This window comes from Johannesbaptistia floridana, from assembly GCF_057440575.1.
On record NZ_JALKVM010000390.1, the window covers coordinates 22156 to 46644 of the forward strand.

Consider the following 24489-nt stretch of genomic DNA (forward strand, 5'->3'; position numbering starts at 1 on the left):
TTTCTTTATTTATTTTTCAATACTCTTTGAGTTTATCTAATTTTTCTGTTGATGTCAAGTCATCTTTTATTTTAATCTTCTGGGGTGACGGAAAGTTTTCAACTTTGCAGCAATATTTTTCTCTATTCCTGTGACGAGTGGGAGGTTATTGAGACACGAATATCTTTAATAATTGACTCAAACAAAAACACGCTTATATTTGTTTAAGCGTGTTTACTCAATTATATATTTTTTCATTACTAGATTAATTCCAGCTCAAGAGAACTGTATTAATCATCTTTCTGCTATAAACAATAATCTTCGAGATGTCTCAGGACTAGATAATTTAACTCAGCGAAGACAGCTACACAATAAAGGTTGTATCACACTTATTCGGTATATGTTTCACTGTTTCACCCTGCTGGCTTCGCTTAGGTGAAAAATTAGCTAGTGATGCTTGATTTAAACTTACTACACGAATGGCGAAGCACCATTCAGATTGCAAGATTATCGTCTTGTTTCTTTATTTATTTTTCAATACTCTTTGAGTTTATCTAATTTTTCTGTTGATGTCAAGTCATCTTTTATTTTGATCCTATGGGGCTAAAAACAGTGACGGAGAGTTGAAAATCAAGATATAGCAGTCGCCATGACTGTTATACAAGTAAATTATTGACATTGATTAAAAAATCAAATAAGATAAAGAAAATATAGCTAAACTCTTCAACTACCCCATCTTAGTATGCTACGCGGTGTTGAGGATGAGGATTGTCCGCCCCAAAGCAGACAACCCATTAGTATAAAACTTAATAATACAAAGATTGTAGTAATATATAATGAAATTAGCAAAAAGAGTGACGCTGCATGATCAAGTCGGCAATTCTGATAAAATTTATGAAGTGGATTTATGTCAAATTTCTGAAGATAAGTATATAGTTAACTTTCGCTATGGAAGACCAGGTAAGAACTTAAAAGAAGGAAGTAAAACCGTTCAATCTGTATCTCTAGCCAAAGCAGAAAAAATTTTGGATAAGCTAATTATAGATAAGATCAAGAAAGGTTACCGTTTTACCAGTGAAAATCCGCGAAATCCAGCTATTATTGCCATTATCAATCGTTTGGCCCAAGGAAATGCTCCAAAAGAACAGGAAAAAAAATGGCCTCTAGATATAGCAATTTGGCGTGCAGGAGAACTAAAGATAAAAGAAGCAGTACCATTATTAATTAACTTAATGGAGAGAGGAAAACCATTAAGAAATTATTGTATTGCTTGGGCTTTAGGTAAATGTGGAGATAAAAATGCTATTTCTGCGTTAATGAAATTAATTAAAGACGAAACTCAACCAGAACATATTAATCGTATTGTTTGGGAAGCATTGTATTCTTTATCTGATGAAAAAGAACGCGAAAAAATGAGATCGCAGAAAATAACCGAACTTCCTTTAGGGTTGAGGGATTTGGCTGAAAATGGTTCAGCCAAAAGTTTTGAAGCTGCGTTACAAACTTATTTAAATACCAAAGATTACAAAAGATTTAAAGTTATCGACACACTTTATCAGATTGATAATGAGTATATTCGTCCGACAGTCTTAAAAATAGTAAAAGAAGCCCCATTACAACCTAACTACTTTAAACAATTACGTCATATTTTCAAGATGGCTGAATATCGCTGCGATGGGGAAATATTTGGAATTTTAGCTTATCGCTTTGATAAACAAGAGGGAAACTATGACAATATGAATAACCGTGTTCGTCTTGCAAATGGGGATTATATTGAATTAAGTCAAGAGGAAATTAAAAGTCCACAGTCAAAATTAGCCTATAGCAAACAAACCCGGGAATACTTAAGAAAAAGGGTGTGGCGTACATTAAAAACTTTAGGAGAAGAAAACGAATCTAATTATGTAAAATTAGCAACGGGTGTTTTATTAAACTATCAAGATAGCGATGGGAAAATAGTTAAAGAATCTAGTGGTGTTAGAAAAGAGTATAATCCAGAAACTTACATGTACCATACTTATTCTTATCATATTCAATGGGATAAATATGCGAGTTTCATCATTTTAAATCATATTCTCTACGAAAATAGCCCTCGTTATGAATATAGAGGAGATGCTGAAGGTTGGCGTTGCCAGGGAGAATACAAACCAGGGGATTCTATGCCCAAAGTCAGAGAAGAAGCATTTCCTGAATTATGGAATCAACAACCCTCGGCTTTATTAAAACTCTTATTAGAAAGTAAATGCTTAGCTGTACAAGAGTTTGCTGTTAGAGGGATTCTAGAAAATCAAGAATATTGTGAAGGTTTAGATATTCTTACTTTAATTAAACTGTTAAGTACAACTTACGAAATAACCGCAAAATTTGCTTTTGATTATGCTTATAAGAAATATAATCCCCAATCACCAAATTGTGATTTAGTATTAGCTATGGCTAACTGTATTGTCAGGGATGCCAGACAACAAGCATATCAATGGATTGAAGGAAGAAAAGAGTACTTTTTAGGTTCTAGTGTGCTTATTGGGGGTTTAATAACTAGCTTACAACCAGATACCCGTGCTTTTGGTCGCAAATTATTGAATACCTCAATTTTAAACGAATCAACAGCAGAGGTATTAGTAGTTCGTATCATGACGGCATTGTTAGATTTTGATGATACTCAAGTGGAGATTGTCAAAGAAATCAGCGAAACTTTGTTATGGGATTTTGCTCCTCAACTAAGAAAATTAGGATTCAAGGTAATTTTAGAATTATTAAACAACCCTCTACCAGAAAGACAAGTGTTAGGGGCAAACATATTACTCAATCATGAAACTCCAGCTACCGAATTATCATCAGACTTAATTGAGTTTTTATTATCTTCTCCATACGAGTCAGTAGCTAATGTCGGAATCAGAATTTGGCAACAATTACCCGACGAAAAACTAATGAAAGAGCGCATTTTTATAATTGCTATGGCAGTTAATTCAAGTGCAGATATTCGTAAAACCATACGTCCTGTAATCGAACGTTTAGCCCAAAATCATCCTGAATTTGGTTATGAAATAGCAATAGACTTTATAGATTTGTTGACTGAACCAGAAAGACACGAAGGAGTACACAAAGATTTAGGGGAAATCTTACGTTCTCCAAAGATACCTAATTGGATAACTAGCGTTCCTTTAGAAAAAACGATGAGTTTGATACGCTCTAAATCATCTGTAGCACAAGAATTTGGGGGTATTATCTTACAAGCAAAGAGTAATTCTTGGTGGGGGGAATTTAGAGCTAATCAATTAGTTGAATTTGCCAACCATGAAATTGTAGCTATCCGTCGAGCAGCATGGCAAATGATGGAATTAAAATTAGATAGCATTCGTACTGAGGAAGATGAAATGCTTTCAGCAGTGAAAATGTTAGAAGCAAAATGGGAAGATTCTCAAAAATTTGCTCAATCATTATTTAATAAGCTCAATAATCAGGATTGGACACCTAAGATAATGATTGAGGTTTGTAATAGTACCGAAGCAGATGTACGTCGTTTTGGGAGAGATATCGTTATCAGTAATTTTAAACAAGAATACCGACAAGAATATCTGTTGCAATTTAGCGAACATCCCAGTGCAGACATGCAGATGTTTGCCACCAATTATCTAGAAACTTATGTAGTGGATAATCAAGAACAACTGAAACAATTAGTGCCTTATTTTGTAACGGTTTTATCAGGAGTAAATAAGGGTAGGATCGCGAAAAAAAGAATTTTCCAGTTTTTGGAAAAAGAGGCCAACAAAAATAAAATGGCAGCAACAATCGTAGCCGAAATATTGACCAGACAATCCGTCACTATGGCGATCGCTGATAAAGCACAAGCAATTCAAATCATGTTAAAAATTAAGAAGCAATATCCTGACATCGAAATGCCTATTCAGCTTAAGGAAGTAATGGAAGCGAGGTGTTGAAGGATAAAAATTCTTTCTCGCTGTAAAAAGGCAATCATCAAATATATCTTCTCTCTCCGTGATTCACAAAAAAAAGATTTATTAACAACAGGAAAAAACAACTATGAAATTTAATTACACATATACAAACAACACCACCATTCAACAAACCAATTATAATACTCAGATGTTCTTTGCACCGGACATCCAACGACAACCTACTTACTTTATCGGTGAACTAAGACAAAACATTAACTTCCGTGAAGCTATAAGCGCGTTACATCATGTGGTAGTATCAGATTTGCGCTTCAAACCCAAAAATAGAGAAGCCTATAAACAATGGCGAGCCCAACAAGATGACCTTGAGTTGCAGCTAGGAGTAGTATATTTACAACAAGAAGTAAGAGAGAAAATAACAACCCTTGAAGAAGAACTAAGCCAACTGCAAAGAATCAGTGATGAAAAAAAGAAATCTTTTTACATAGCCCAAAGACAATACTACGACTATCTCTATCAAAAGAGGTGGTATGTATTCGACCCGGTTATCACTGTTCATCCAGACGAGGTGTTCTTCGAGTGCTTTAGTCAGGACGAATCAACCTATGGTAGACTTGGCGCAAGTTACGAAGTATTCCAAAACATCAAAGAATTTGCCTGCGGTACTACCAACATTGATTACTCCGCCGCCTTGTATAATGAATTTCAAAAAATCCGTAGTTGTAAAACCACCCAATTCACCATTGATCCTTCTGGTTTTGAAGTAGAAACCAGCCATGAAGAATCATTTAAAGAAGTCAAAATCGACCTGCCTGATAGCTGGGTAAGAGGATTCCTACAGGTAAGTTCAGCAATGTCTTTACCCACAATCGAGTTTGACCTACACCCAATGGATATCCATAATATCTGCTTGATTCTGCGACGTCATCAAGAAAAAAAAGGTCCTCGCGGGATGCGTTACCACCTAACCCCAGGTCAACCCATAAAAGTAATCTTTGAGCCTTGGAATATTGAATTAATCTGTGGGAGATCGCCTTATACAGGAAAAGAAGAACAAGAAATTAGAATTTGGGGTCGCCGTCGTATCCACATCTTAGAACGTTTAATTCCTATCGCTAAAAAATTTACAGTTCACCTATTGGGTACAGGAATGCCTTCTTTTTATATTGCCGATTTAGGAGATATGTCTTTTACTCTTGGGTTATCGGGATGGACCGCTAATGACTGGTCTAATTCGGGAAACTTTGATTTGATGGCATCTCGTACTGAAATAGATCGTTGGACAAAACAGTATATTTTCAATTCCCTCAAAGAAAAATGGGCGGAAAACCCTGAGGATTTAGCAAAACGTCTCAACATGAATCCTGGAGTAATTTTAGGGGCATTGGGAGCATATACTCAAGCAGGTAGAGCAATTTACGACCTTAACAAAAAAGTATATCGTATTCGAGAACTAACTCGCGAACCCCTACCAATGGATAAACTACGTTTTGCCAATGAAAGAGAAGCTAAAGCAACTCGCTTTTTATCAGATAATCAAGTTACCATCTCACATTTTACTACAGACAATACAGAAGCATATACTTTACAAGGAGAAGTCACCGATAAGCATAAAACTCATAACACATCATTAACCATTGATGCCGACCAACGAATGATCCAAGCAGAGTGCAATTGTTATTGGCACAAACAAAACAAACTATATAAAGGACCTTGTGAACATATTCTGGCCCTGAAAATGAAACATAGCAGAAGTTTGTAAGTTGGGTTGACTCAGACCCTCGCATCTTCTCAGATCTTGCATCTTTACCCAGAGTTACTGGTTGTGGTTGAGTAATGAGTAATGAGTAATGAGTAATGAGTAAGAAGTCTTGAAGTCTTTACGTCTTTAAGTAATGAGTTAAAGAATTAATGCTCAACGCTTAAAAATTGCTTGACCTTTGTAAGATCTTAGGGTCAAGAGAAATGAACTTTTTCTGAGGTTAATTTAGTACATAAGTTCTGGTGCGAGTGATATGAGATCTTTACCTAAGGAGAAGTGAAGCTCAGTGCGCATAAAACGAACTGACTCTTTATCGGTAGTGTAACAAAGGTGAACTAGTGAAACTTTTGAGTTGTATATAGTTACCAATTAGGCGATCGCCAAACCGGTATATTTCCTCACTCCAGGAGACTTAAATCCCAACACAATACGCTCTTTCGGAATACCTGCATCTAAAAGATCTCTGGCCACTCCATCTTCTGTACCATCACGATGAATCCAAATTTTCCCATCAATAATTTCTATATGGATTATACACCCATGGACTTGACGAATATCTTCCCAGCCCACAATCATTAACAAATAGTGATCGCGATCGCGATCAAATATGCGATGGCGTTTAATGTCCCCATGGGCATAGGGAATATCCGCATAATCACTTATAATTTTTTCAATAATCTGCCTATCTTGAGCTAAGGTATCCATTTCACAATAACCTCCGTTCTAGAATCAAAAATTAAAAGACAAACACGGTTATTTTTTAACAATAGTTCTCCTATAGGTTCTTCAAACAGTCCAGTGGCTACCTCTTGAGGAACAGCTAAGTAAAGTTTTCGCTCTGGTTCAACTTGAGCAAGTACATCATGGTATACAATATACTGACCAACTGCTTTTTCAAGCTCATTCATTTCTGATAAACCAGTAAAACTTTTGATTTCCACTGCAATTTTAGTTTTGGCTTTCTCAGCGGCGATCAGTTGTTCTGCTCCTAAGTCAACATATAAATCCTTTTTACCCCATTTTAAACTAAGGGGGTCATTGGTAATTGTCCAACTATCTTTGATTAGAGCAGTTTTTACGCAATTATGGTAGATATCTTTAGCTGGCATATTTATCTCTGATAGTTTTGATCAGAATTCAGTTTGACAGTCTTTCACTTAAAAGTTGTTTGTTCTTTCAACGCTTCTCCTCTTATTATACTACCAAAATTTATTAAGTAGGTAGCCCTAAATAAACGTTAAAAAGGTTTTTAATTTTGAGTTTGTATATTTAAAATAAAAATACTGAATACGCCTTGAGTGTCAACCAATTTTTAAGTGTTTAGCATTAATTCTTTAACTCATTACTTCAAGACTTCAAAACTCATTACTTCAAAACTCATGTTTGGTGCGTTACGGGCTGCGCCCTAACACACCCTACTAATGCTGCTTCAAAACTTCTTTCACTTCAAGACTTCAAACTCATTACTTCAAAACTCATTACTTCAAAACTCACTATTCATCCACAACCAGTAACTTTGGGTAAAGATGCAAGATCTGATCTCAACCCAACCTACAAGGTGCGGTCTCGTGCGAGAGCTTTAGTTTAATATTGTTGTTTTACTCTTCATCCATTCAAGACATTGCTGCATTTGAGTTTTAACAGTATCTTTGCTGCCATGAAAGCGGCGTCCATGTCCAGGTAGAACCCATTCAAAAGAATAATTAGAGAGTTTCTCCATAGATTTATACAATTCTGACCAAGAGTACCAACAAACATGGCGAAAGGCGAATAAATGACCTAATTGAGGAGACCAGGCTAAATGATCGCCAGTAAACAGAAATTGGTTATTATAGAGTAGCACCGTATGTCCTTTCGTGTGACCTGGTACAGGAATAATCAATAGATCTGATTCTAGAGTAAAAGGTTCCAATCCAGATAATTTAATTTCCACTCCTGCTGTAGCTTTGGTTAAATCATCTTCGTGAAGAATTCTTTGACAACCAAAATGTTTCTGATACTTATCATGATCCGCTACATCGTCTTGATGAGTAAGATAGAGGTATTTAATTCCTCCCATTGCTTCTATCTCTTTGACTAAAGGTGGTGTAAAGCGGGGAGAATCAACTAATATATTACCTTCAGGTCTTTGAATTAGATAACTAGCGGCGCCATAGGAATTAGCGGAGTGATAACCACAATGATAAACATTAAGAGCGATAGGAATTGGGAAGCTAGTTTGGGCTGATTTAATTTTAGTAGGTTTATTAACTGTACCAATCGATGCTGTTGGACAAGCTAACAAAGCTTGTAAAGCCTTTAACTCTTGTTTATCTGCTGATGGTTGCTGATAGACTACGGATTTCTCTCCTACTTGCCTAAAAATAGAAGGTGCCATCCAGCGGCAGGTATCGCAGTTGATACAAGTTTCGTCTACGTAGAAGTTGCCGTCAATATTTTCTTTGCGGCGTTTTTGTAATGTTGCCATGATTAAATTTATGATTTTTTATTATCTTTGAAAATGAATGCTGGGATCTTGGGCTATCCAACCCATAGAAGTTCGATAGCGCACTTCAAAATGCAAGTGAGGAGCTTTTAAATCTGGTAATCCAGTTGTGCCAACAGTTCCTAATCTATCTCCTAAGTTAACTTCTTGTCCCGCCTCAACTTCTATTGTAGCTAAATGGGCATACCGAGTTTGTCTACCGCCAGAGTGATTGATCACGATTAAATTGCCGTAATTCCCCTCTTGACCGACAAAGACTACTTGACCTGATTCAGCGGCAAGTACAGGGGTACCAGACTCAGCTAGTAAATCCATCCCACTATGAAATAAACCATTACCCTCTGTTTTCTCATCTTGCCAACCATAAGCTAAACCCACAGTAGCATCAGTGGGGAGAGGATAACCCCTCAAACCAGTGTAGTTATCTACGGCGGTGGGGTCTTTTACTTGCCAAATTACACCAGGAATAAACACTTGCTTCCCTAAGGGTTGACATCCGTTGATTTCAAAGAGTAAATCAGCCCCTACCCCGTAGGCTGAGGCTAAGTCTTGCCAAGTTGCTTGGGGGGGGACTTCTACAACTACACCGTTAATAGGTGGAATAATTAATATTGTTCCTTCTGGGGGAGTATCAGTGTTTAAAGTGGGATTATTTTGTTCGATACTCCGGGGAGTTAGGTTATATTGGGCAGCTATAGTTTGAATAGATTCTCCACCAGTCACTGTGTGTTCTTGCAGACGAGAGAGAATTGGTTCTGGACACAAAGGAGCTACATTTTGATGATCTTGAGGAACCTGTCCTTTGACAGAGCTATTGGCGATCGCCACGCTAGTTATCAGAAGGTATAGCAGCCATTTCAACATTGTAAATAAACTTTTTACAAAACTCTTAATACACTGGGAATACTAACTATAGAAGTACTTTGTTGAATTTCTGCGAGGGCTTGTCGAAAATTTCCTTCTTTAACTTGATGGGTAATTACGACAATCTCAGCTAACTTATCTTGAAATCCAATTTGAACTATTGATTCTAAGCTAACACGATATTTACCAAAACAGGTACCCACTTCTCCAATTACTCCTGGTAAATCTTCACTGAGAAAACGCGCATAAAATCTGGTTTGTATAGATTCTATCCCCGTAACTTCGCGGTATTCTTGGTGAGAACAACTTAATAGGGGGTCTAAAATATCGGTTTTTCCACTGCTTTTGAGCACCCCTACTATATTCATAATGTCTGATACTACGGCACTGGCTGTAGGACCAGCACCAGCACCAGGGCCAAAAAACATTACTTGTCCAATGGGATCTCCTTGAATTAAAATCGCATTGTAAACATCGTTAATACTTGCTAGGGGATGATCTTGAGGTACTAAGGTGGGATGAACGCGCATTTCTAACTTTTGTGAATCGCTTTTTTTGGCGATCGCCAGCAGTTTGATTACAAATCCGAGTTCTTCTGCATAGTTTAGGTCAATCAAGTCTATTTTAGAAATTCCTTCTGTGTAAACTTGGTCTCGTTTCACACGACTATTAAAGGCTAGAGAAGCGAGAATACTAATTTTGTCTGCGGCATCTAAACCCTCTACATCTGCCGTGGGGTCTGCTTCTGCATAGCCTAAGTTTTGGGCTTCGGCAAGGACTTCACTATATTTTGCCCCCACTTGACTCATTTGGGTAAGAATATAGTTGGTAGTGCCGTTGACGATTCCCATCACACTTTCGATGCGATTGGCGCCTAAAGACTGTTTCAAGGGTTCAATTACGGGAATACCTCCTCCCACTGCCCCTTCGATAAGTACATATACTTTAGCTTGATTAGCGGCGGTATAAATTTCGTCTCCGTAACGGGCGATTACGGCTTTGTTAGCGGTTACTACGTGTTTACCAGAGGCAATAGCTTTAAGAATGAGCGATCGCGCTGGTTCTAATCCTCCCAATAATTCCACTACGATATCTATATCCGGATCTGTGACAATTGCTTCTAAATCAGTTGTCATTAGTTCTTTAGGCAGATCTATCTCTCTTTTTTTATGTAAAGATCGTACTCCTACTTGGGCGATTGTAATTTCTTGTAACAAGGGGTGCCGTCCTTGGGGATTAAGAATAATTGAGGCTGTCCCACTGCCTACGGTACCCATTCCTAGTAATCCAATTTTATATACCACTATGATTTTCCTAAACTTAACTTATTGATAATCTTGTGCTTGTTGTAAGCGAATTTGATCTAATCCTTTTTGATTGAGTAGTAACCAAGATTGTGTCAAATCAGGTCCATGTAATTTGCCCATCAAGCCAGCGCGTAGAGAACGCATTACTAAACCTTTTTTTACTTTCAACTTCTTACTAATTTGTTTAATAATTTCTTTGGCTGTTTCTTCCGTGAGAGTCCCTGCTTCTGGGAGATTAGTTAATACTTCTGTTATTACTGTTTTAACTTCTGTTTGGCCGAGAAATTCTAGAGTTTCTGCATCTGGTGAGAGATTTTCCCCAAACAACAAGCTACTTTCTGCTACGGCATTAGACAGACGGGTAAGACTTGGACCGATTAGGGCTGTTAATTGTAGTAACCAAGCTTTATTCCCCTCTACATCTATCTGATAACCAGCATTTTCCCAGTAGGGTATCAATAAATCAACTAGTTTTTCTGGGGGTAACTTGTGCAAATATTGACTATTTAACCAATCTAGTTTAGCCCAATCGAATTTAGCCCCAGCTTTGTTCACTCTATCTAGAGTAAATTCTTTAGCGGCATCATCTAGAGTAAATATTTCTTGGGTTGAGTCGTGGGGAGTCCATCCCAAAAGAGTCATATAGTTAACCATAGCTTCGGAGATAAAACCCATATTTTTAAAGTCATCTATGGAGGTAACACCGTCGCGTTTAGAGAGTTTTCGTCCTTCAGTATTGAGAATTAGGGGAGTATGGGCAAAGATAGGAACTGTAGCATCAAAGGCTTGATACAGGAGAATTTGCTTGGCTGTATTGGCTATGTGGTCTTCTCCTCTAATCACGTGGGTGATTTTCATGTCAATATCATCTATTACCACTGCTAGGTTGTAGAGGGGTTGACCAAAAGTTTCACCTTCGTTTTCTGGTTGCCTAGCAATTACCATATCTCCACCGAGGTCGCTGCCTTTCCAGGTAACTTGTCCCCTAATTTGGTCTTGCCAAATAATTGTCTCTTCATCGTCGATTTTAAAGCGAATTACTGGTTTTCTTCCTTCTGCTATGAATTTAGCCTCTTCTTCTGGTGTTAAGTTTCGGTGGCGATTGTCGTAGCGGGGAGCTTGGTTTCTCTGTTTTTGTTTTTCCCGCATCTGTTCTAGTTCTTCTGTAGTGCAATAGCATCTATAGGCTAAACCTTTGTCTAGGAGGGTTTGGATTCCTTGGCGGTATAAATCTAGTCTTTCGGACTGAAAATAAGGTCCTTCATCCCAGTTTAATCCTAGCCACTGTAAACCAGATTTAATATTTTCTGTGTATTCATCGCGCGATCGCTCTGTATCTGTATCTTCTATTCTTAATATAAATTTCCCTTGGTGATGATGGGCAAATAGCCAGTTAAATACTGCTGTTCTTGCTGTACCTATATGTAAATTTCCTGTAGGACTTGGTGCTATTCTAACTCTAACGTTCATAAATATTTTTATTTTTTTCTCAACTACTTAGTTACTAGTCCAACTTTTTATTTTAAGCTTTTCTGCGTTTTTTTTGGGAGATTCTACAGGCGTAAGCCTTTTCTACTCACACCAAAGCATCTTTTGGCAAAGGTGCTTTGGTCTGAGTTTATGGTTAATTCTCTATAATCTTTGTATCCTAAGGGGCGCACCGCGAAGCGGATCTCCCACGAGATCGTTAATAAAATTAGTGAAAATTTTCTGCAAGCTTGAGAATGAAGCTAATGATAATCCTTTTTATTTTGTCCAGAAAAAAACCCTGCTCTAATTGATTTTTTAGTCAACATAAAGGCACTCTCATCCGGCGTGAACCAGATCTTGGCTTATTTCGAGATATAAATTATTCTCGTTTGTATGTCAATACCTGTTGTAGGAGAAGTCCAACCTTGAATCAGGTAATCTTCTTTAGGTTTCAAAAAAAAATCTGAAATAGTAACCCATGAGTGATCATAGGATGCAACAGGACCCTTTTTAATTTGCTCTTCTGGAAGTTGCTCAATACTCAGAAAAATTGCTTGACGAGCAATTCTATTAATGTCATTTAAGATTTGGGAAATATTTTCAACTAATAGTAAGCAACTTAGAGCAAAGACAAAATCGTATGAGGAATCTGGAATTTTACTCAGAGCATTTTCCATAGGTTCATGAATTGTTTTGTAGCCTCGTTTAGCAGCATAGTGAAGCATATTTCCAGAAAGATCAATGCCAGTGTAGTCTAAAGCTTCATTAAGTAAATCTTTTAACAATCCAGTTCCACAACCAATGTCGAGAACAGTGCCTTGAGCATTTCGATGGTACTTATAAAAAATCTTGCCAATTTCTTTAATGTGTTGACCATTAAATCTGGGATTTTTAAAGGTAGCATCATATTTCTCAGCAAAGTTATCATAGAACTCTTCAGCTTGAATTTTAGTTGACATAATTACTATTGTTAGAAAATTTTACGTTTTGGGTGTAAACTACCTCACTATATCTTCAACACCAAGCTTAACTCCTGTGCCAATAGCTTGAGCTATGATTGTATTATGGCAATCCCCTAGATAAATTTTTGCTCCTTGGATAGCGATCGCTTCAGTGAGAAATTGTACTCTATTCTACAATCTCACCATGTTGTGCAAAAATAAAATGCTCATCTCGTCCTGCTTTGGTTTTATCAGGCCATTTTACATAATAATGCCCTTCTTCTAATTGGAAATCCAACACAGGGTAACTTCCCACATCGATATTAACCAAAGTGTCTTGAGGTAAATCAGAAGATTGTAAAGTTGAAGGCTTAAGCAGAGTTGGTGTAGTAATTTTTAAAGTAGCAGGTTCAGGTTCTGGATTCTCAATTTTTTCTTCCCCGATTAAACCTATTTTAATTGCTTCTGCCATTTCTTCAGCATTAAACAACGCCATATCTGCTACTGAATCAACAAAACAACACTCAACTAGAATTGCTGGCATGAAAGTATTTTTGATCACAAAAAAGTTTCTACTTTTTACACCTCTATTTTTAAAACCTAGTTTCACGATTTCATCTAACACTTTACCGGCAATGCCTTTCGCCGCATTACTTATAGCAAAAATTTCTGACCCCATAGCTAGATGCGTGGGTTTGAAAGCGTTAAAGTGAATAGATACAAAAATATCAACTCTTTCTGAATTTGCTTTATTAACTCTTTGTCTCAAAGAGTCAGTTAAACTTGAAGCAGCAGAAGGAGTACAATTAATAACACTATGACCTGCTGAAGATAATTTACCCATCAGACGAGTACCAACATCTTTATTTAAGTCGTCTTCTTGTTTAATACCAGAAGCACCGATATCATGAGGGGGACAGTTATGTCCCATATCAATCCCAAATTTCATAATTAATTTTATATTTACTCAAATATCTGGCGTAATCATATCAAAATTTGGATATGGTTACACTAAGCTTAATATTTTGTAATCATCACATCATCCTCTATATAAATGCCAAAAGATCCAGAAATTCTTTGACACTGTGTCTTTTGACATTTATCTCTATTTTTACCAATATTGAAGCTTAGATAAGCAATTTCAGGAGAACACTTGTCAATGAAACAATTAATTGTAGTTTTGGCTGTTATCTTTACTTTAACTATTGGTATGGGCAATAGTTTGGCTGATATAAATAATGGTGCTAAAGTGTTTAGTGCTAATTGTGCTGCCTGCCACGCTGGGGGTTTAAATGTAATAAATGGTGCTAAAACCTTGAAGAAGGAAGCCTTGGAAAAATATGGTATGAACTCTTTGGATGCTATTACTTATCAAATTATTCATGGTAAAAATGCTATGCCTGCATTTGCAAATCGTCTAGATGATACTCAAATTCAAGATGTAGCTGAATATATACTGAATAAGGCAGAACAAGGTTGGTAATTCTCAGTAAATAAGCATAATCTATTCCCAAACTCTTTTAGAGTTTATTTCAGGATAGCCTTGTGATGGGGCTATCCTGAAATAAACATCTTTCTTAACATAAAACTTGACAAAAGCCGCAACTTGTGGGTTTGTGCTTTTTGAGATTTTGTCTAAGAAATTAATGTATAGTAATATACATTTTATCCACAAATTAAGTAATTTTACTTAAAATTTCTCCCCCTCTCCCGGAGCTATACCCAGGGCTGTTTCGTTCTAAAATTTTGTCGTAAGCTAGAAGCTAGACACCACAAAAGTTGACGCTCTTTTTAGCTATTATTAGAAAAAAGGTGATTTATTATTAGCAAAAAATCCCCTCTGTTGAAGCTCCCGTGCTCCGGTGCTCCCTGCTCCTCCTCACCATTTTCTTTGTCAAGAATGAAACAGCCCTGGAGCTATACCAGGGCTGTTTCGTTCTAAAATTTTGTCGTAAGCTAGAAGCTAGACACCACAAAAGTTGACGCTCTTTTTAGCTATTATTAGAAAAAAGGTGATTTATTATTAGCAAAAAATCCCCTCTGTTGAAGCTCCCGTGCTCCGGTGCTCCCTGCTCCTCCTCACCATTTTCTTTGTCAAGAACGAAACAGCCCTGGAGCTATACAAAGGTTTGGCGAGTTCCTTATCAAGCATAGGTGATGGGGAGGTGTGTTTTTGATGAACTCCCCACAAATTAACTATAGTTTGCTATTTGTGACACTTAACTTTTGTTTTTCATACATTGAAAGCACTTAGTGTAACTTCTTTGAAGTTAAAAGTTGTATCTGCATCATTAGCGGAAATATGCAAAGTATCGAAGGGATTTTCACTAAAAAAGTTGAGCATTTGTTTTCTAATTAATCCTTCACCTAGAGAAAAGATTTCCGAGTGAACTGAATTTCCCTCAAGTAAAGCTTCTACTTTAATTTCAGCTCCATCTGTGCTATTAACTTTAAACAACTCCAAATCTGCTGCTAATGCGTTAAAATCAGTAACTGCAATTCCCAGAATTTCATCGCCATCAACTGTTTTTTTCGTAGCACGAGTTCTATCATCTCCATCTACAATACCAATTCCTTGCTTTTGGTCAAACCAAGTTCTATCGACACGATTACTTCTTCGAGGACCAGAATCTTCACTATCTAAAGCAAAGATCTCAAAAGGGAGTACACTAGGTACTATTTCATTTTGAGCTCCCGTTGCTGTGCCAACTAATTCTCCATCAATAAAAGCTGCTGTTTGCAGTTGGTTAGGTATTTGCCCAAATTTTAAGATAACTTTATTTCTTAGGGCATTAAGTTGAAATATCTGGGCAAAGGTAAAACTTTCCTTTGAGTTACCCTCACCAAATACAAATATCTCTACTTCACTGACTGTTAAATTTGTGGAGTTGGCACTATTGGTAATAGAGACTCCTGAAGATAAAGAGGGAAGCTCTGTAAAAGTATAGTCATAGGCAGAACCTTCTAAAATAATCTGATCATCTTCGTCTGAACCTCCGATAATTGTACCTGTGCCGTTTTGAATAGCCAAGATATCTTGACCACTACCTCCATCAATAAATACATCTTCAACACCAAGCTTAACTCCAGTGCCAATAGCTTGAGCTGTGATTGTATCATTGCCATCCCCTAGATAAATTTTTGCTCTTTGGATAGCGATCGCTTCTGCGTTACTTCCCTCAGCATTAGCTCTTGCCCTAATTATGTCATTACCATCTTCAGTTTTGATTTCGCCAGAACCAAAAATACCAATGGCTGAGGAATTATTTGCTGTAGCATCAGCTGTTGCCCTAATAGTGTCATTCCCCTCACCAGTAGCAATCTTTCCAGTGCTATTATTGTTGGCATTATTGTTGATTCCTATTGCCGAAGCAACAGCATTCAAATTAGCTATAGCTACCGCTTCGCTTTTACCGTCTACTAAATCATCACCTATTCCCGTGATTATATTGCCAAAGTTAAAAATACCGGCCGTTAGGGAATCAGCAGAGTCATTGGTACTTTTAGCTATAGCTTCACCTCTTCCCCTAATCAGATCATTGCCGTCACTAGTACGAACTTGTGAGAGCCCAAAGAAATTTTGCAACCCTCTTGCCAAGGCTTCCGCTAATCCATCTGTACTTTCAGCAGTAGCTTGAGCAGTTGCTGTAATAGTCAGATTACCAGAACTATTGTCAATTAAAGCTTCTCTGCTTCTAAAAAAACCTTCAAAAATATCGATTCCCAAAGCTATAGCATTAGCTGCATCACCTTTTAAGGTAATTTCACTTCTTCCTATAACTTCATCATAACCATCACCCGTCTCAATTGAACCTTGAGTATCATCAATTCCTACGGCAACACCAAAAATATCCTCACCTTCACCTAAAACTTGAGATCTTCCTATAACCAGATCATCACCATCACCTGTGATAATCTCTTGAGAATTGATAATTCCTGTAGCAAAGGGAAAATTAAATAGAAAAGAAGAATCTCCTTTTTTTGTGGCTATAGCTACAGCTTCGCCCTTGACTTGATCATTACCATCTTCAGTTGTCAGTATACCTTGAGTATTATTAATTCCCACAGTAGTACTGTCTACCTGCTCAGCTTCAGAATTTTCGATTTTAGTCTCAGCTTTTCCAACTATTTTGTCGTTACCACCTCTAGTTGCAAACATTCCTTGAAAATTCTCAATTCCTGTAGCAAAAGCTGACTGTTGAATTCCTTCTGCTACTGCACTAGCGGTGCCCCTGATCACATCATTATCATCATCTGTCTCAACTGTACTGTTAGTATTATCAATACCTATATCTTCTACTTGAGTTGATTGAAAAGAGCTGAGAGTTCTTCTGCTTTGTCTTCGCTGACTATCACTTAAATCTTGTTCTAGATTATTAATAATTGTTTCTAGTGTTTCTATTCGTTCTGTAGAAGTGTTAGTCAGATCATTTTTAAATGACGTTAGGATAGTTCTTAAAGTATTTATTTGCCTTTGCTTAAGGTTAGTTATATTTGACATTTTTTATCAATTTCACAGTAATTTGATTAGTGACTTTCATAACTTTTTAGTTATAATGTTAGAATATTTAAAATTCTTATCTATATAATATATTTTTTTACTTGAGAGTCAAGTTTTTTTGTTATTACTCACATCTTGCACTAGAACAAAAGTATTAATTTATCTGGAAAAAAGTTCATTTAATAGAAACAAAACCAAACAGGCGATCGCACAATCAGACCATGATCTCAATATCAATAGTTAATTACTCAGATTATCAAACCCCCCTTAAACATATACGGTCTCGTGTATTTCAACAAGAACAAAACGTACCCGAAGAGTTAGAATTTGATGGTTATGACTCAGATGCCCAACATCTCCTAGCTTATCTAGATGGTATTCCGGTCGGCACTACCAGAATTCGTCTGTTAGATGCTCAAACCGCTAAAATTGAGCGCCTCGCTGTATTACCAGAAGCCCGTGGTCAGGGGATCGCTACCCTATTAATGCAAAAAGCCCTTTCTCTTTGTGAATCTCAAGCACAAGTTATTATTAATGCTCAAGTTTATATTCAACATTTCTATAAAAAGTTAGGTTTTCAAGTAGTAGGAGAACCTTTTTATGAGGCAGGAATTCTCCATGTAAAGATGATATTTTTTGTCTAACTAATTAAATTGAGTTAACAATCAGTAACCATACAGGCAAAGTAAAAAAACTAGCTAAAGTTGAAACGACAATCGCCCTTGCTGCCCATGGTATATCTCCTCCAAATTCTGAGACCAAAACCACTGTATTAACTGCCGTAGGCATCGCACTTTGTATAACTAAAACCTGTAAATCAATAGCTTCTAACTTGAGAAGATAACCCATAGCTAAAGCAATAGCTGGGGCCACAATTAAACGCAAAAATACACCAATCAACTCATTTTTTTTCAGGGTAAAAGTAGTTACAGCTAACTGCATCCCTAAAATAATTAAAGCAACTGGAATAGCAGCTCCTCCCAGAATTTCAATACCCTTTTGCAGATTAAACGGTAAAGATAACCCCAGTAAACGCCAAGTTAAACCTAAAACTATCGCCCAAAACAACGGTAATTTCCAGGTTAAACGCAATCCATACCCTAACCCATTACCTGCTAGTAAAGCTGGTCCTAAGCCAAAAGTTAATATACTAGAAGCAATTAAATAAATAACTGCTCTTTCTAAACCTATTTCCCCAAAGGCAAAAGTAATTACTGATAAACCTAAATTACCATTATTCGGAAACAAACTTGTTGCCACCAAACTAGTCTTCAAATTTGGAGACAATTTTATAATTCTCCCGCACAACTTCGCTAACATGTATATTATTGAAGATGTAACCACAAACCCTATTACTAGTCCTGTGATACTTTTTACTGAAACATCTGTTTTATAGAGACTGTCAGCTACCAAAGCCGGAGCGAGAATATAAACAGTAATTTGAGATAAACTCTTAGTTTCTATATCCTTTAATAACTTATGAGCTATATACCCAATTAGTATGATTAAAGCTACAGGGGCGATCGCCGGGAGAAAAGCTAACATAGTAAATTTTAGTTATTGTGTATTGCGGCGCCCCAAATCATAGACAGCAGAAGCTACACAAGCAAGCATAGCTAAGCTGAGGCCCCAACTTCTACCTAAACTATATTCAACAGCGTAGTTAAAAGCAATACCCAAAGCTAAAAAAGGCATGATGCTAAACAGAGAAGCATAAAAAGCATTTTGGGATTCTCGCGCCACTCTTGTTTTCTCAAATTCTTGAACAGAAGTGTACATAAAGCGTTCAGCAAAGTTGAACCAGCGATATAATTGCTCTGTAATCCACTCTTTAAAAGAAGCCAAACCCAGATATAGAGCTAATGCCCAAATACAGCAGGCGGCGATTGTTACTGTGTCTAGAGAAATTCTCCAGGGAATTAAATCTAATAGCATATTAAAAAACTTATTTTGAGTTAATTAATATATGTTAACTAATGATTCTCATCAGGATCAATCCACATCTTCCACCAGTACTTATGTACTAAATTAACCTCAGAAAAAGTTCATTTCTCGTATTTCCTAAGATCTTGCACTCGGTCAACCAATTTTAAAGCGCGATCGCATTAATTCTTTAACTCCAAGACTTCAAAACTTCAAGACTTCTTACTCGTTACTCATTACTTCAAAACTCATTACTCATCACTTCTTACTCATTACTTCTTACTCATGACTTCAAAACTTCAAAACTTCAAAACTCATTACTTAACCATCACAAGTAACTTTGGATAAAGATGCAAGATCTGAGTTATGGTACCTGAGATAGATTTCAGCGCGACTGTTGTGAACTTTTATATACTTTTTTATTAAAATCTTGATATATTTTACTTTCCCTTAATAATAGCCCCAACTTATAGGAAAGATGAGTTTAAATTATAGACAACAGAAATAATCAGGGAAACTTAAATTATGTCTGATTACTCCCAGCCAGATGCTTTAGCGGCTGAGTTACGTAGGGAACGCTCCGTACGTCGTACTGTCAAATTACTCGAATCTAAACGCCAAAAAATCCACGAAGATTTACAACAACTGATTGCTCATTTGGTGTTATTAGTACCATGTAAACAGACCGAATTAGATCCCAGAATTCTGCAAGATGCCCTACAACGCATAGGTGATGAAAGTTTTAGTCAGCTACTTCTGGAGATTTTACAAAAAAATAATTTATAGTTCTTTTGGGGTTGACTCACAAAGAATACTGTATTTTTGTGCAATAATTTCCGCAATTTTGTCTACAGAAGTACGGGGAGAAAAACGTGGGAGAGAATATTCGTTTCCTTGGTAGTGAAAACAAAGCACGGGAATTGAGTATTGATAAAGGTTAAACCACTGAGGTTGAGTAGTAATATCGCGAACCTCTAAATGAAGATTGAGAGAGTTAATAGCCTCTAACTTTTCCTCTAAACCCTCACAGAGATGGCAGCCTGGTTTACTATATAAAATTAAATCAATTTGCTGAGACATAGAGCTAACTAGGTACAAAAAATTTTTTATGACTATTAAAATCTTACATCTATCAGATACCCATATAGGGAGTGGATTCTCCCATGGAAAAATTAATCCAGAAACGAGGGTTAATACTCGTCTAGAAGATTTTAGTAAAACATTGAGTATGTGTATCGATAGGGCGATCGCCGAACCAGTAGACTTAGTTTTATTTGGCGGTGATGCTTTTCCCGATGCCACACCTCCTCCATACATACACGAAGCTTTTGCTAGTCAATTTAGACGTTTAGCAGATGCAAATATACCCACAGTCTTACTGGTGGGTAACCACGATCAACATTCTGGAGGGGGTGGGGGAGCAAGTCTATCTATATATAGAACATTAGCAGTACCAGGATTTATTGTGGGAGAAAAAATTGGTACCCATCGTCTCACCACGGCTAATGGGGAGATACAAATAATCACTCTCCCTTGGCAAAATCATGGTGTGTTGATGAGTCGGGAAGAAACCGAAGGCTTATCTTTATCAGAAGTTGAAAAACTACTGATTAAAAAGCTACAACTAATTTTAGAAGCCCAAGTACGTAGTCTTGATCCCGAAATTCCCACAGTTTTACTAGGACATCTGATGGCAGATAGGGCAAATATTGGCGCCGAAAGATTTTTAGCCGTGGGAAAAGGCTTTACTGTGCCCATGTCTTTACTGATACGACCAGAAATAGACTATGTAGCTTTAGGACATGTTCATAAACATCAAAATCTTAATCCTAGTAACGATCCCCCAGTAATTTACCCAGGCAGTATAGAAAGAGTTGATTTTTCCGAAGAAAAAGAAACCAAAGGCTATGTATTTGTTGAACTAGAAAAAGGCAAAGCAATATGGGAATTTTGCCCTCTACCAGCTAGGGAATTTTGTACAATTAAAGTAGATGTATCTAAATCAAATCAACCAGAAGCAAAAATAATAGAGGAGATCGCCAAAAAGTCTGTCACCGACAAAGTAGTTAGATTAATTTATCAACTAAACCCCGAACAAGTAGATCAAATCTATCTCAGTAACCTCAGAGAAGCTCTAGCCTCAGCCCATCAATCAATTGTTTCTCCAGAATTAATCTCACCAATGTCTGCACCACGTATTCCTGAATTTAGCGTAGGCAATAGTTTAGATCCCCTAGAAGCTTTGAATAAGTATATTGAAAATCAAGAACATCTTCAAGACATTGCCACAGAAATGCTGGCAACAGCAAAACAACTTCTAGATGGAGAGGAAGAAGAAATAGATTGGAAAAATACCTTACTAAAGGCTCAAAAACAATTAAAATTGCTCTAGAAATTATGGAGTATCAAAACTAGTGTTAGATATTAAGCAAATTAGAAACAACCCTGAAGCCATACAAGCAAGTTTAAATCGGCGTAATCCTCATAAAAATCAAGAATTTGACCTAACTACCCTATTTACTCTTGATAAACAACAACTAGAATTAGAAACTCAGCGATCCCAACTACAATCTCGTAGTAATGAGATTGGCAAACTAATTGGTCAAAAAATGAAAAGTGGTGCCAATCCTGAAAGTAGCGAAATTTTGGAACTAAAAGCCGAAGGTAATCAAATAAAAAACCAAATAGGTGAATTAGAACCTCAAGAAAAACTTTTGAAAGCTGAAATAACCGAATTTATCCAACAACTGCCCAATCTCCCTAGTGAATCTACTCCTCTAGGTGCCAGTGAAGCCGACAATGTAGAAATTAGAATCTGGGGGGATGAATATAAACCAAAAACAGATAAGCTACTATCTCACTGGGAAATAGGAGAAAAATTAGGAATTTTAGAATTTGAACGGGCTGTGAAAATTGCTCAAAGTCGCTTTGTTAATTTAGTAGGTGACGGCGCTGCTTTAGAGAGGGCTTTAATTAATTTTATGCTAGATAGGCAAATCGCCGCCGGCTATGTAGAAGTAATGCCCCCAGTACTAGTTAATACCCAAAGTTTAACAGGGACTGGACAATTACCGAAATTTGCAGCAGAAAGTTTTAAATGTGCCGATGATGATTTGTGGTTAACTCCTACTGCTGAAGTTCCCCTGACTAATCTCTATCGGGAGGAGATCTTGACAGAAGCACAATTACCCATTAATCACTGTGCTTATACCCCCTGTTTTCGTAGAGAAGCCGGAAGCTATGGTAAAGATACTCGCGGTTTAATTAGATTGCACCAATTTAATAAAGTAGAGTTAGTTAAGATTGTTAAGCCAGATACTTCAGAGGCTGAACATCAACAAATGGTTAAGGATGCTTGTGCTATTTTAGAAGCTTTAAAATTACCTTACCGAGTGTTAGAATTATGTACCGGAGATTTAGGGTTTAGTGCTGCTAAATGTTATGATCTAGAGGTATGGATGCCTTCTGTTGATAAGTATCGCGAAATATCTAGTTGTTCTAACTGTAAAGATTTTCAAGCTAGACGAGCTAATATTCGCTACAAACAGACAGGTAAAAAAGGAACTGAATTTGTACATACTCTTAATGGCTCGGGTTTGGCTGTAGGGAGAACTATGTCAGCTATCCTAGAAAACTATCAACAACCTGATGGAAGGGTTAAAGTTCCTGAAGTGCTACAAGATTATCTTAAAAAAGAATATTTATAACTTATGAATCAAAAACCTAACTACAAATCAAGAAAACCTAATTTAAAATATCCAGCACAAGCTAAACCAAAATTAGCAACAGTGCCAAAAGTTGAACGGAAAAAACCAGAAGACCAAGAGCAAGATCAAGATATAGATATAATCTATGGTCGTCATCCGGTTTTATCTATTCTAGAGAGCGATCGCCAAATAAATCGCATTTGGGTAACAGCTAAATTACACTATGATTCGCGTTTCTATTCTCTCATCATGCAAGCTAAAGCCAATGGCACCGTCATAGATGAAGTAGATATGCGTCGTCTGTCCCAAATTACCAACAACGCTAACCATCAAGGTATTGCCGCTCAAATTTCTCCCTATACTTATATAGAGTTAGATGATTTGATTACTCAAGCTAAGGCAAGTAGCGAGGCACCAGTCATAGTAATTCTCGATAGTATTCAAGATCCCCATAATTTAGGCGCAATTATCAGAACTACAGAAGCTTTAGGCGCTCAAGGAATTATTATTCCCCAAAGACGCGCGGTGGGGATCACTTCTGGTGTAGTTAAAGCTGCCGCAGGAGCTTTAGAATATTTACCAGTAGCTAGGGTGGTTAACCTATCTCGCGCCATGGAAAAACTGAAAGAAGCCGGGTTTTGGCTTTATGGCACTGTATCAGGAAATAGTAAAGTATTAGACAATTTTGATAGCCAAGGACCGATAGGATTAGTAATAGGTGCAGAAGGAGATGGTCTAAGTTTAATGACTCAACGCTCCTGTGATGTACTCGTTTCTATACCCCTAGCAGGTAAAACTCCTAGTCTTAATGCCTCTGTAGCTACAGCGATCGCCCTTTACGAAATTTATCGTCAACGCCGAAGCGAGAAGCTAGAGCTAAAATAAATATCTCAAAGTACTTTGCAAAAAGAAAAATAGGTTGTATAACAGTAAACAAGTAGATAAATATCAAAACTGTCAAACTTTTTTAACAATGATTCACAATTAAACAGGAGATAACAATGAAAGAGTTCTTGATTGAAATTTTTAATTTTTTAGGATTGGCTTATTGGGTAGAAATTACTACTGACGACCCTAAATGTACTTATTACTTTGGACCTTTTTTAGGGACAAGCGATGCTGAAGCTTCAGTCAATGGTTATTTAGAAGATCTTAAAAACGAAGGTGCTCAAGGAATTACCGTTTCTGTTAAGCGCTGTAAACCTGGTAATTTAACTGTTTTCGATGAATACGAGGTAAAAAAAACTAATAAAATAGTTGCTAATTTTACTTGATTGTTTTTAACAACTGATACTATTAATTTACAGTTTAATTATTAATATTTTTCTCATGCTTACTGTCTATCTAATTGCTCTGACAGTAAGCTTTTTTTGTTAATAAAAATAGCTACAGCGTTTTTCAGTTTTGTGACTATATTTACATTTATAGCAAGCTCGCAAATAGATGTTTACAGTTATCATCAAAAGCCCCCCGAAATTGCGCTGTCCTTTATAAGCAACTCTGAAACCCTTGTATAGCAGGGGAGAGGGGGAGAGGGGGAGCAGGGGAGAGGGGGAGAAATTTTAAGTAAAATTACTTAAGTTGTGGATAAAATGTATATTACTATACATTAATTTCTTAGACAAAATCTCAAAAA

At 36.9% G+C, this 24489-nt stretch carries 21 protein-coding genes; 9 read left to right on the forward strand and 12 right to left on the reverse strand.

The annotated features are described in order from the left end of the window. Positions 1-815: 815 nt before the first annotated feature. Together MW688_RS22220 and MW688_RS22225 are read left to right on the forward strand one after the other, a co-directional pair. On the forward strand, positions 816-3917 hold the full coding sequence (locus MW688_RS22220; RefSeq protein ID WP_486738199.1) for a WGR domain-containing protein: 3102 nt from the start codon (positions 816-818) through the stop codon (positions 3915-3917). A 103-nt stretch (positions 3918-4020) separates the two neighbouring features. Beyond that, on the forward strand, positions 4021-5655 hold the full coding sequence (locus MW688_RS22225) for a hypothetical protein (RefSeq protein ID WP_486738200.1): 1635 nt from the start codon (positions 4021-4023) through the stop codon (positions 5653-5655). Positions 5656-6024: 369 nt separating this feature from the next. Here the strand turns inward: MW688_RS22225 and MW688_RS22230 are convergent, their stop codons facing one another. The 8 genes from MW688_RS22230 to MW688_RS22265 form a co-directional block, all read right to left on the reverse strand. Beyond that, positions 6025-6360 carry an element excision factor XisI family protein gene (locus tag MW688_RS22230; protein ID WP_486738201.1) on the reverse strand — a complete coding sequence of 112 codons (336 nt, stop codon included), beginning with the start codon at positions 6358-6360 and terminating at the stop codon, positions 6025-6027. Continuing rightward, complete coding sequence (locus tag MW688_RS22235; RefSeq protein ID WP_486738202.1) at positions 6348-6764, reverse strand: XisH family protein; 417 nt, start codon at positions 6762-6764, stop codon at positions 6348-6350. The genes MW688_RS22230 and MW688_RS22235 overlap by 13 nt, the downstream gene beginning before the upstream one ends. Positions 6765-7234: 470 nt before the next feature. Further along, positions 7235-8122: an MBL fold metallo-hydrolase gene (locus MW688_RS22240; protein WP_486738203.1), complete on the reverse strand. Its 888-nt coding sequence runs from the start codon at positions 8120-8122 to the stop codon at positions 7235-7237. Positions 8123-8143: 21 nt separating this feature from the next. After that, positions 8144-9004, reverse strand: coding sequence for a LysM peptidoglycan-binding domain-containing M23 family metallopeptidase (locus tag MW688_RS22245; RefSeq protein ID WP_486738204.1), 861 nt, complete (start codon positions 9002-9004; stop codon positions 8144-8146). A gap of 14 nt (positions 9005-9018) precedes the next feature. Continuing rightward, positions 9019-10308 carry a homoserine dehydrogenase gene (locus MW688_RS22250; RefSeq protein WP_486738205.1) on the reverse strand — a complete coding sequence of 430 codons (1290 nt, stop codon included), beginning with the start codon at positions 10306-10308 and terminating at the stop codon, positions 9019-9021. A 21-nt stretch (positions 10309-10329) separates the two neighbouring features. Continuing rightward, positions 10330-11781 (reverse strand): glutamate--tRNA ligase, encoded by a 1452-nt coding sequence (gltX, locus tag MW688_RS22255; RefSeq protein WP_486738206.1) that lies wholly within the window; start codon positions 11779-11781, stop codon positions 10330-10332. A 362-nt stretch (positions 11782-12143) separates the two neighbouring features. Continuing rightward, entirely contained in the window at positions 12144-12740 is a 597-nt protein-coding gene (locus MW688_RS22260; RefSeq protein WP_486738207.1) for a class I SAM-dependent DNA methyltransferase, read from the reverse strand. 169 nt (positions 12741-12909) lie between these two features. Continuing rightward, entirely contained in the window at positions 12910-13671 is a 762-nt protein-coding gene (locus tag MW688_RS22265) for an N-acetylmuramoyl-L-alanine amidase (RefSeq protein WP_486738208.1), read from the reverse strand. 210 nt (positions 13672-13881) lie between these two features. Between MW688_RS22265 and petJ the strand changes: the two genes are divergently transcribed. Beyond that, positions 13882-14205 (forward strand): cytochrome c6 PetJ, encoded by a 324-nt coding sequence (gene petJ / locus MW688_RS22270; protein WP_486738209.1) that lies wholly within the window; start codon positions 13882-13884, stop codon positions 14203-14205. A 750-nt stretch (positions 14206-14955) separates the two neighbouring features. Here petJ and MW688_RS22275 read toward each other — a convergent pair. After that, positions 14956-17223 carry a hypothetical protein gene (locus MW688_RS22275; protein ID WP_486738210.1) on the reverse strand — a complete coding sequence of 756 codons (2268 nt, stop codon included), beginning with the start codon at positions 17221-17223 and terminating at the stop codon, positions 14956-14958. 221 nt (positions 17224-17444) lie between these two features. Here MW688_RS22275 and MW688_RS22280 point away from each other — a divergent pair, with 221 nt between their 5' ends. Continuing rightward, positions 17445-17867, forward strand: a complete 423-nt coding sequence (locus MW688_RS22280) for a GNAT family N-acetyltransferase (RefSeq protein WP_486738211.1) — start codon at positions 17445-17447, stop codon at positions 17865-17867. 4 nt (positions 17868-17871) lie between these two features. On the opposite strand, the gene MW688_RS22285 is transcribed toward MW688_RS22280, so the two are convergent. Continuing rightward, the gene (locus MW688_RS22285; RefSeq protein ID WP_486738212.1) at positions 17872-18768 is read right to left on the reverse strand and encodes an AEC family transporter; all 897 of its coding nucleotides are present in this window, start codon (positions 18766-18768) and stop codon (positions 17872-17874) included. Between the two features lie 12 nt (positions 18769-18780). Then, on the reverse strand, positions 18781-19158 hold the full coding sequence (locus MW688_RS22290) for a hypothetical protein (RefSeq protein ID WP_486738213.1): 378 nt from the start codon (positions 19156-19158) through the stop codon (positions 18781-18783). A gap of 513 nt (positions 19159-19671) precedes the next feature. Between MW688_RS22290 and MW688_RS22295 the strand changes: the two genes are divergently transcribed. After that, entirely contained in the window at positions 19672-19932 is a 261-nt protein-coding gene (locus tag MW688_RS22295) for a hypothetical protein (RefSeq protein WP_486738214.1), read from the forward strand. On the opposite strand, the gene MW688_RS22300 is transcribed toward MW688_RS22295, so the two are convergent. Continuing rightward, a complete protein-coding gene (locus tag MW688_RS22300; protein ID WP_486738215.1) occupies positions 19927-20226 on the reverse strand; it encodes a glutaredoxin family protein in 300 nt (99 codons plus the stop codon). The genes MW688_RS22295 and MW688_RS22300 overlap by 6 nt on opposite strands. Positions 20227-20254: 28 nt before the next feature. Here MW688_RS22300 and sbcD point away from each other — a divergent pair, with 28 nt between their 5' ends. From sbcD to MW688_RS22320, 4 genes are all read left to right on the forward strand, one after another. After that, a complete protein-coding gene (sbcD, locus tag MW688_RS22305) occupies positions 20255-21538 on the forward strand; it encodes an exonuclease subunit SbcD (RefSeq protein WP_486738216.1) in 1284 nt (427 codons plus the stop codon). A gap of 22 nt (positions 21539-21560) precedes the next feature. Next, positions 21561-22853, forward strand: coding sequence for a serine--tRNA ligase (gene serS / locus MW688_RS22310; RefSeq protein WP_486738217.1), 1293 nt, complete (start codon positions 21561-21563; stop codon positions 22851-22853). 3 nt (positions 22854-22856) lie between these two features. Next, positions 22857-23738 (forward strand): 23S rRNA (guanosine(2251)-2'-O)-methyltransferase RlmB, encoded by an 882-nt coding sequence (gene rlmB, locus MW688_RS22315; RefSeq protein WP_486738218.1) that lies wholly within the window; start codon positions 22857-22859, stop codon positions 23736-23738. A gap of 116 nt (positions 23739-23854) precedes the next feature. After that, complete coding sequence (locus MW688_RS22320; protein WP_486738219.1) at positions 23855-24127, forward strand: DUF1816 domain-containing protein; 273 nt, start codon at positions 23855-23857, stop codon at positions 24125-24127. Positions 24128-24489: the final 362 nt, after the last annotated feature.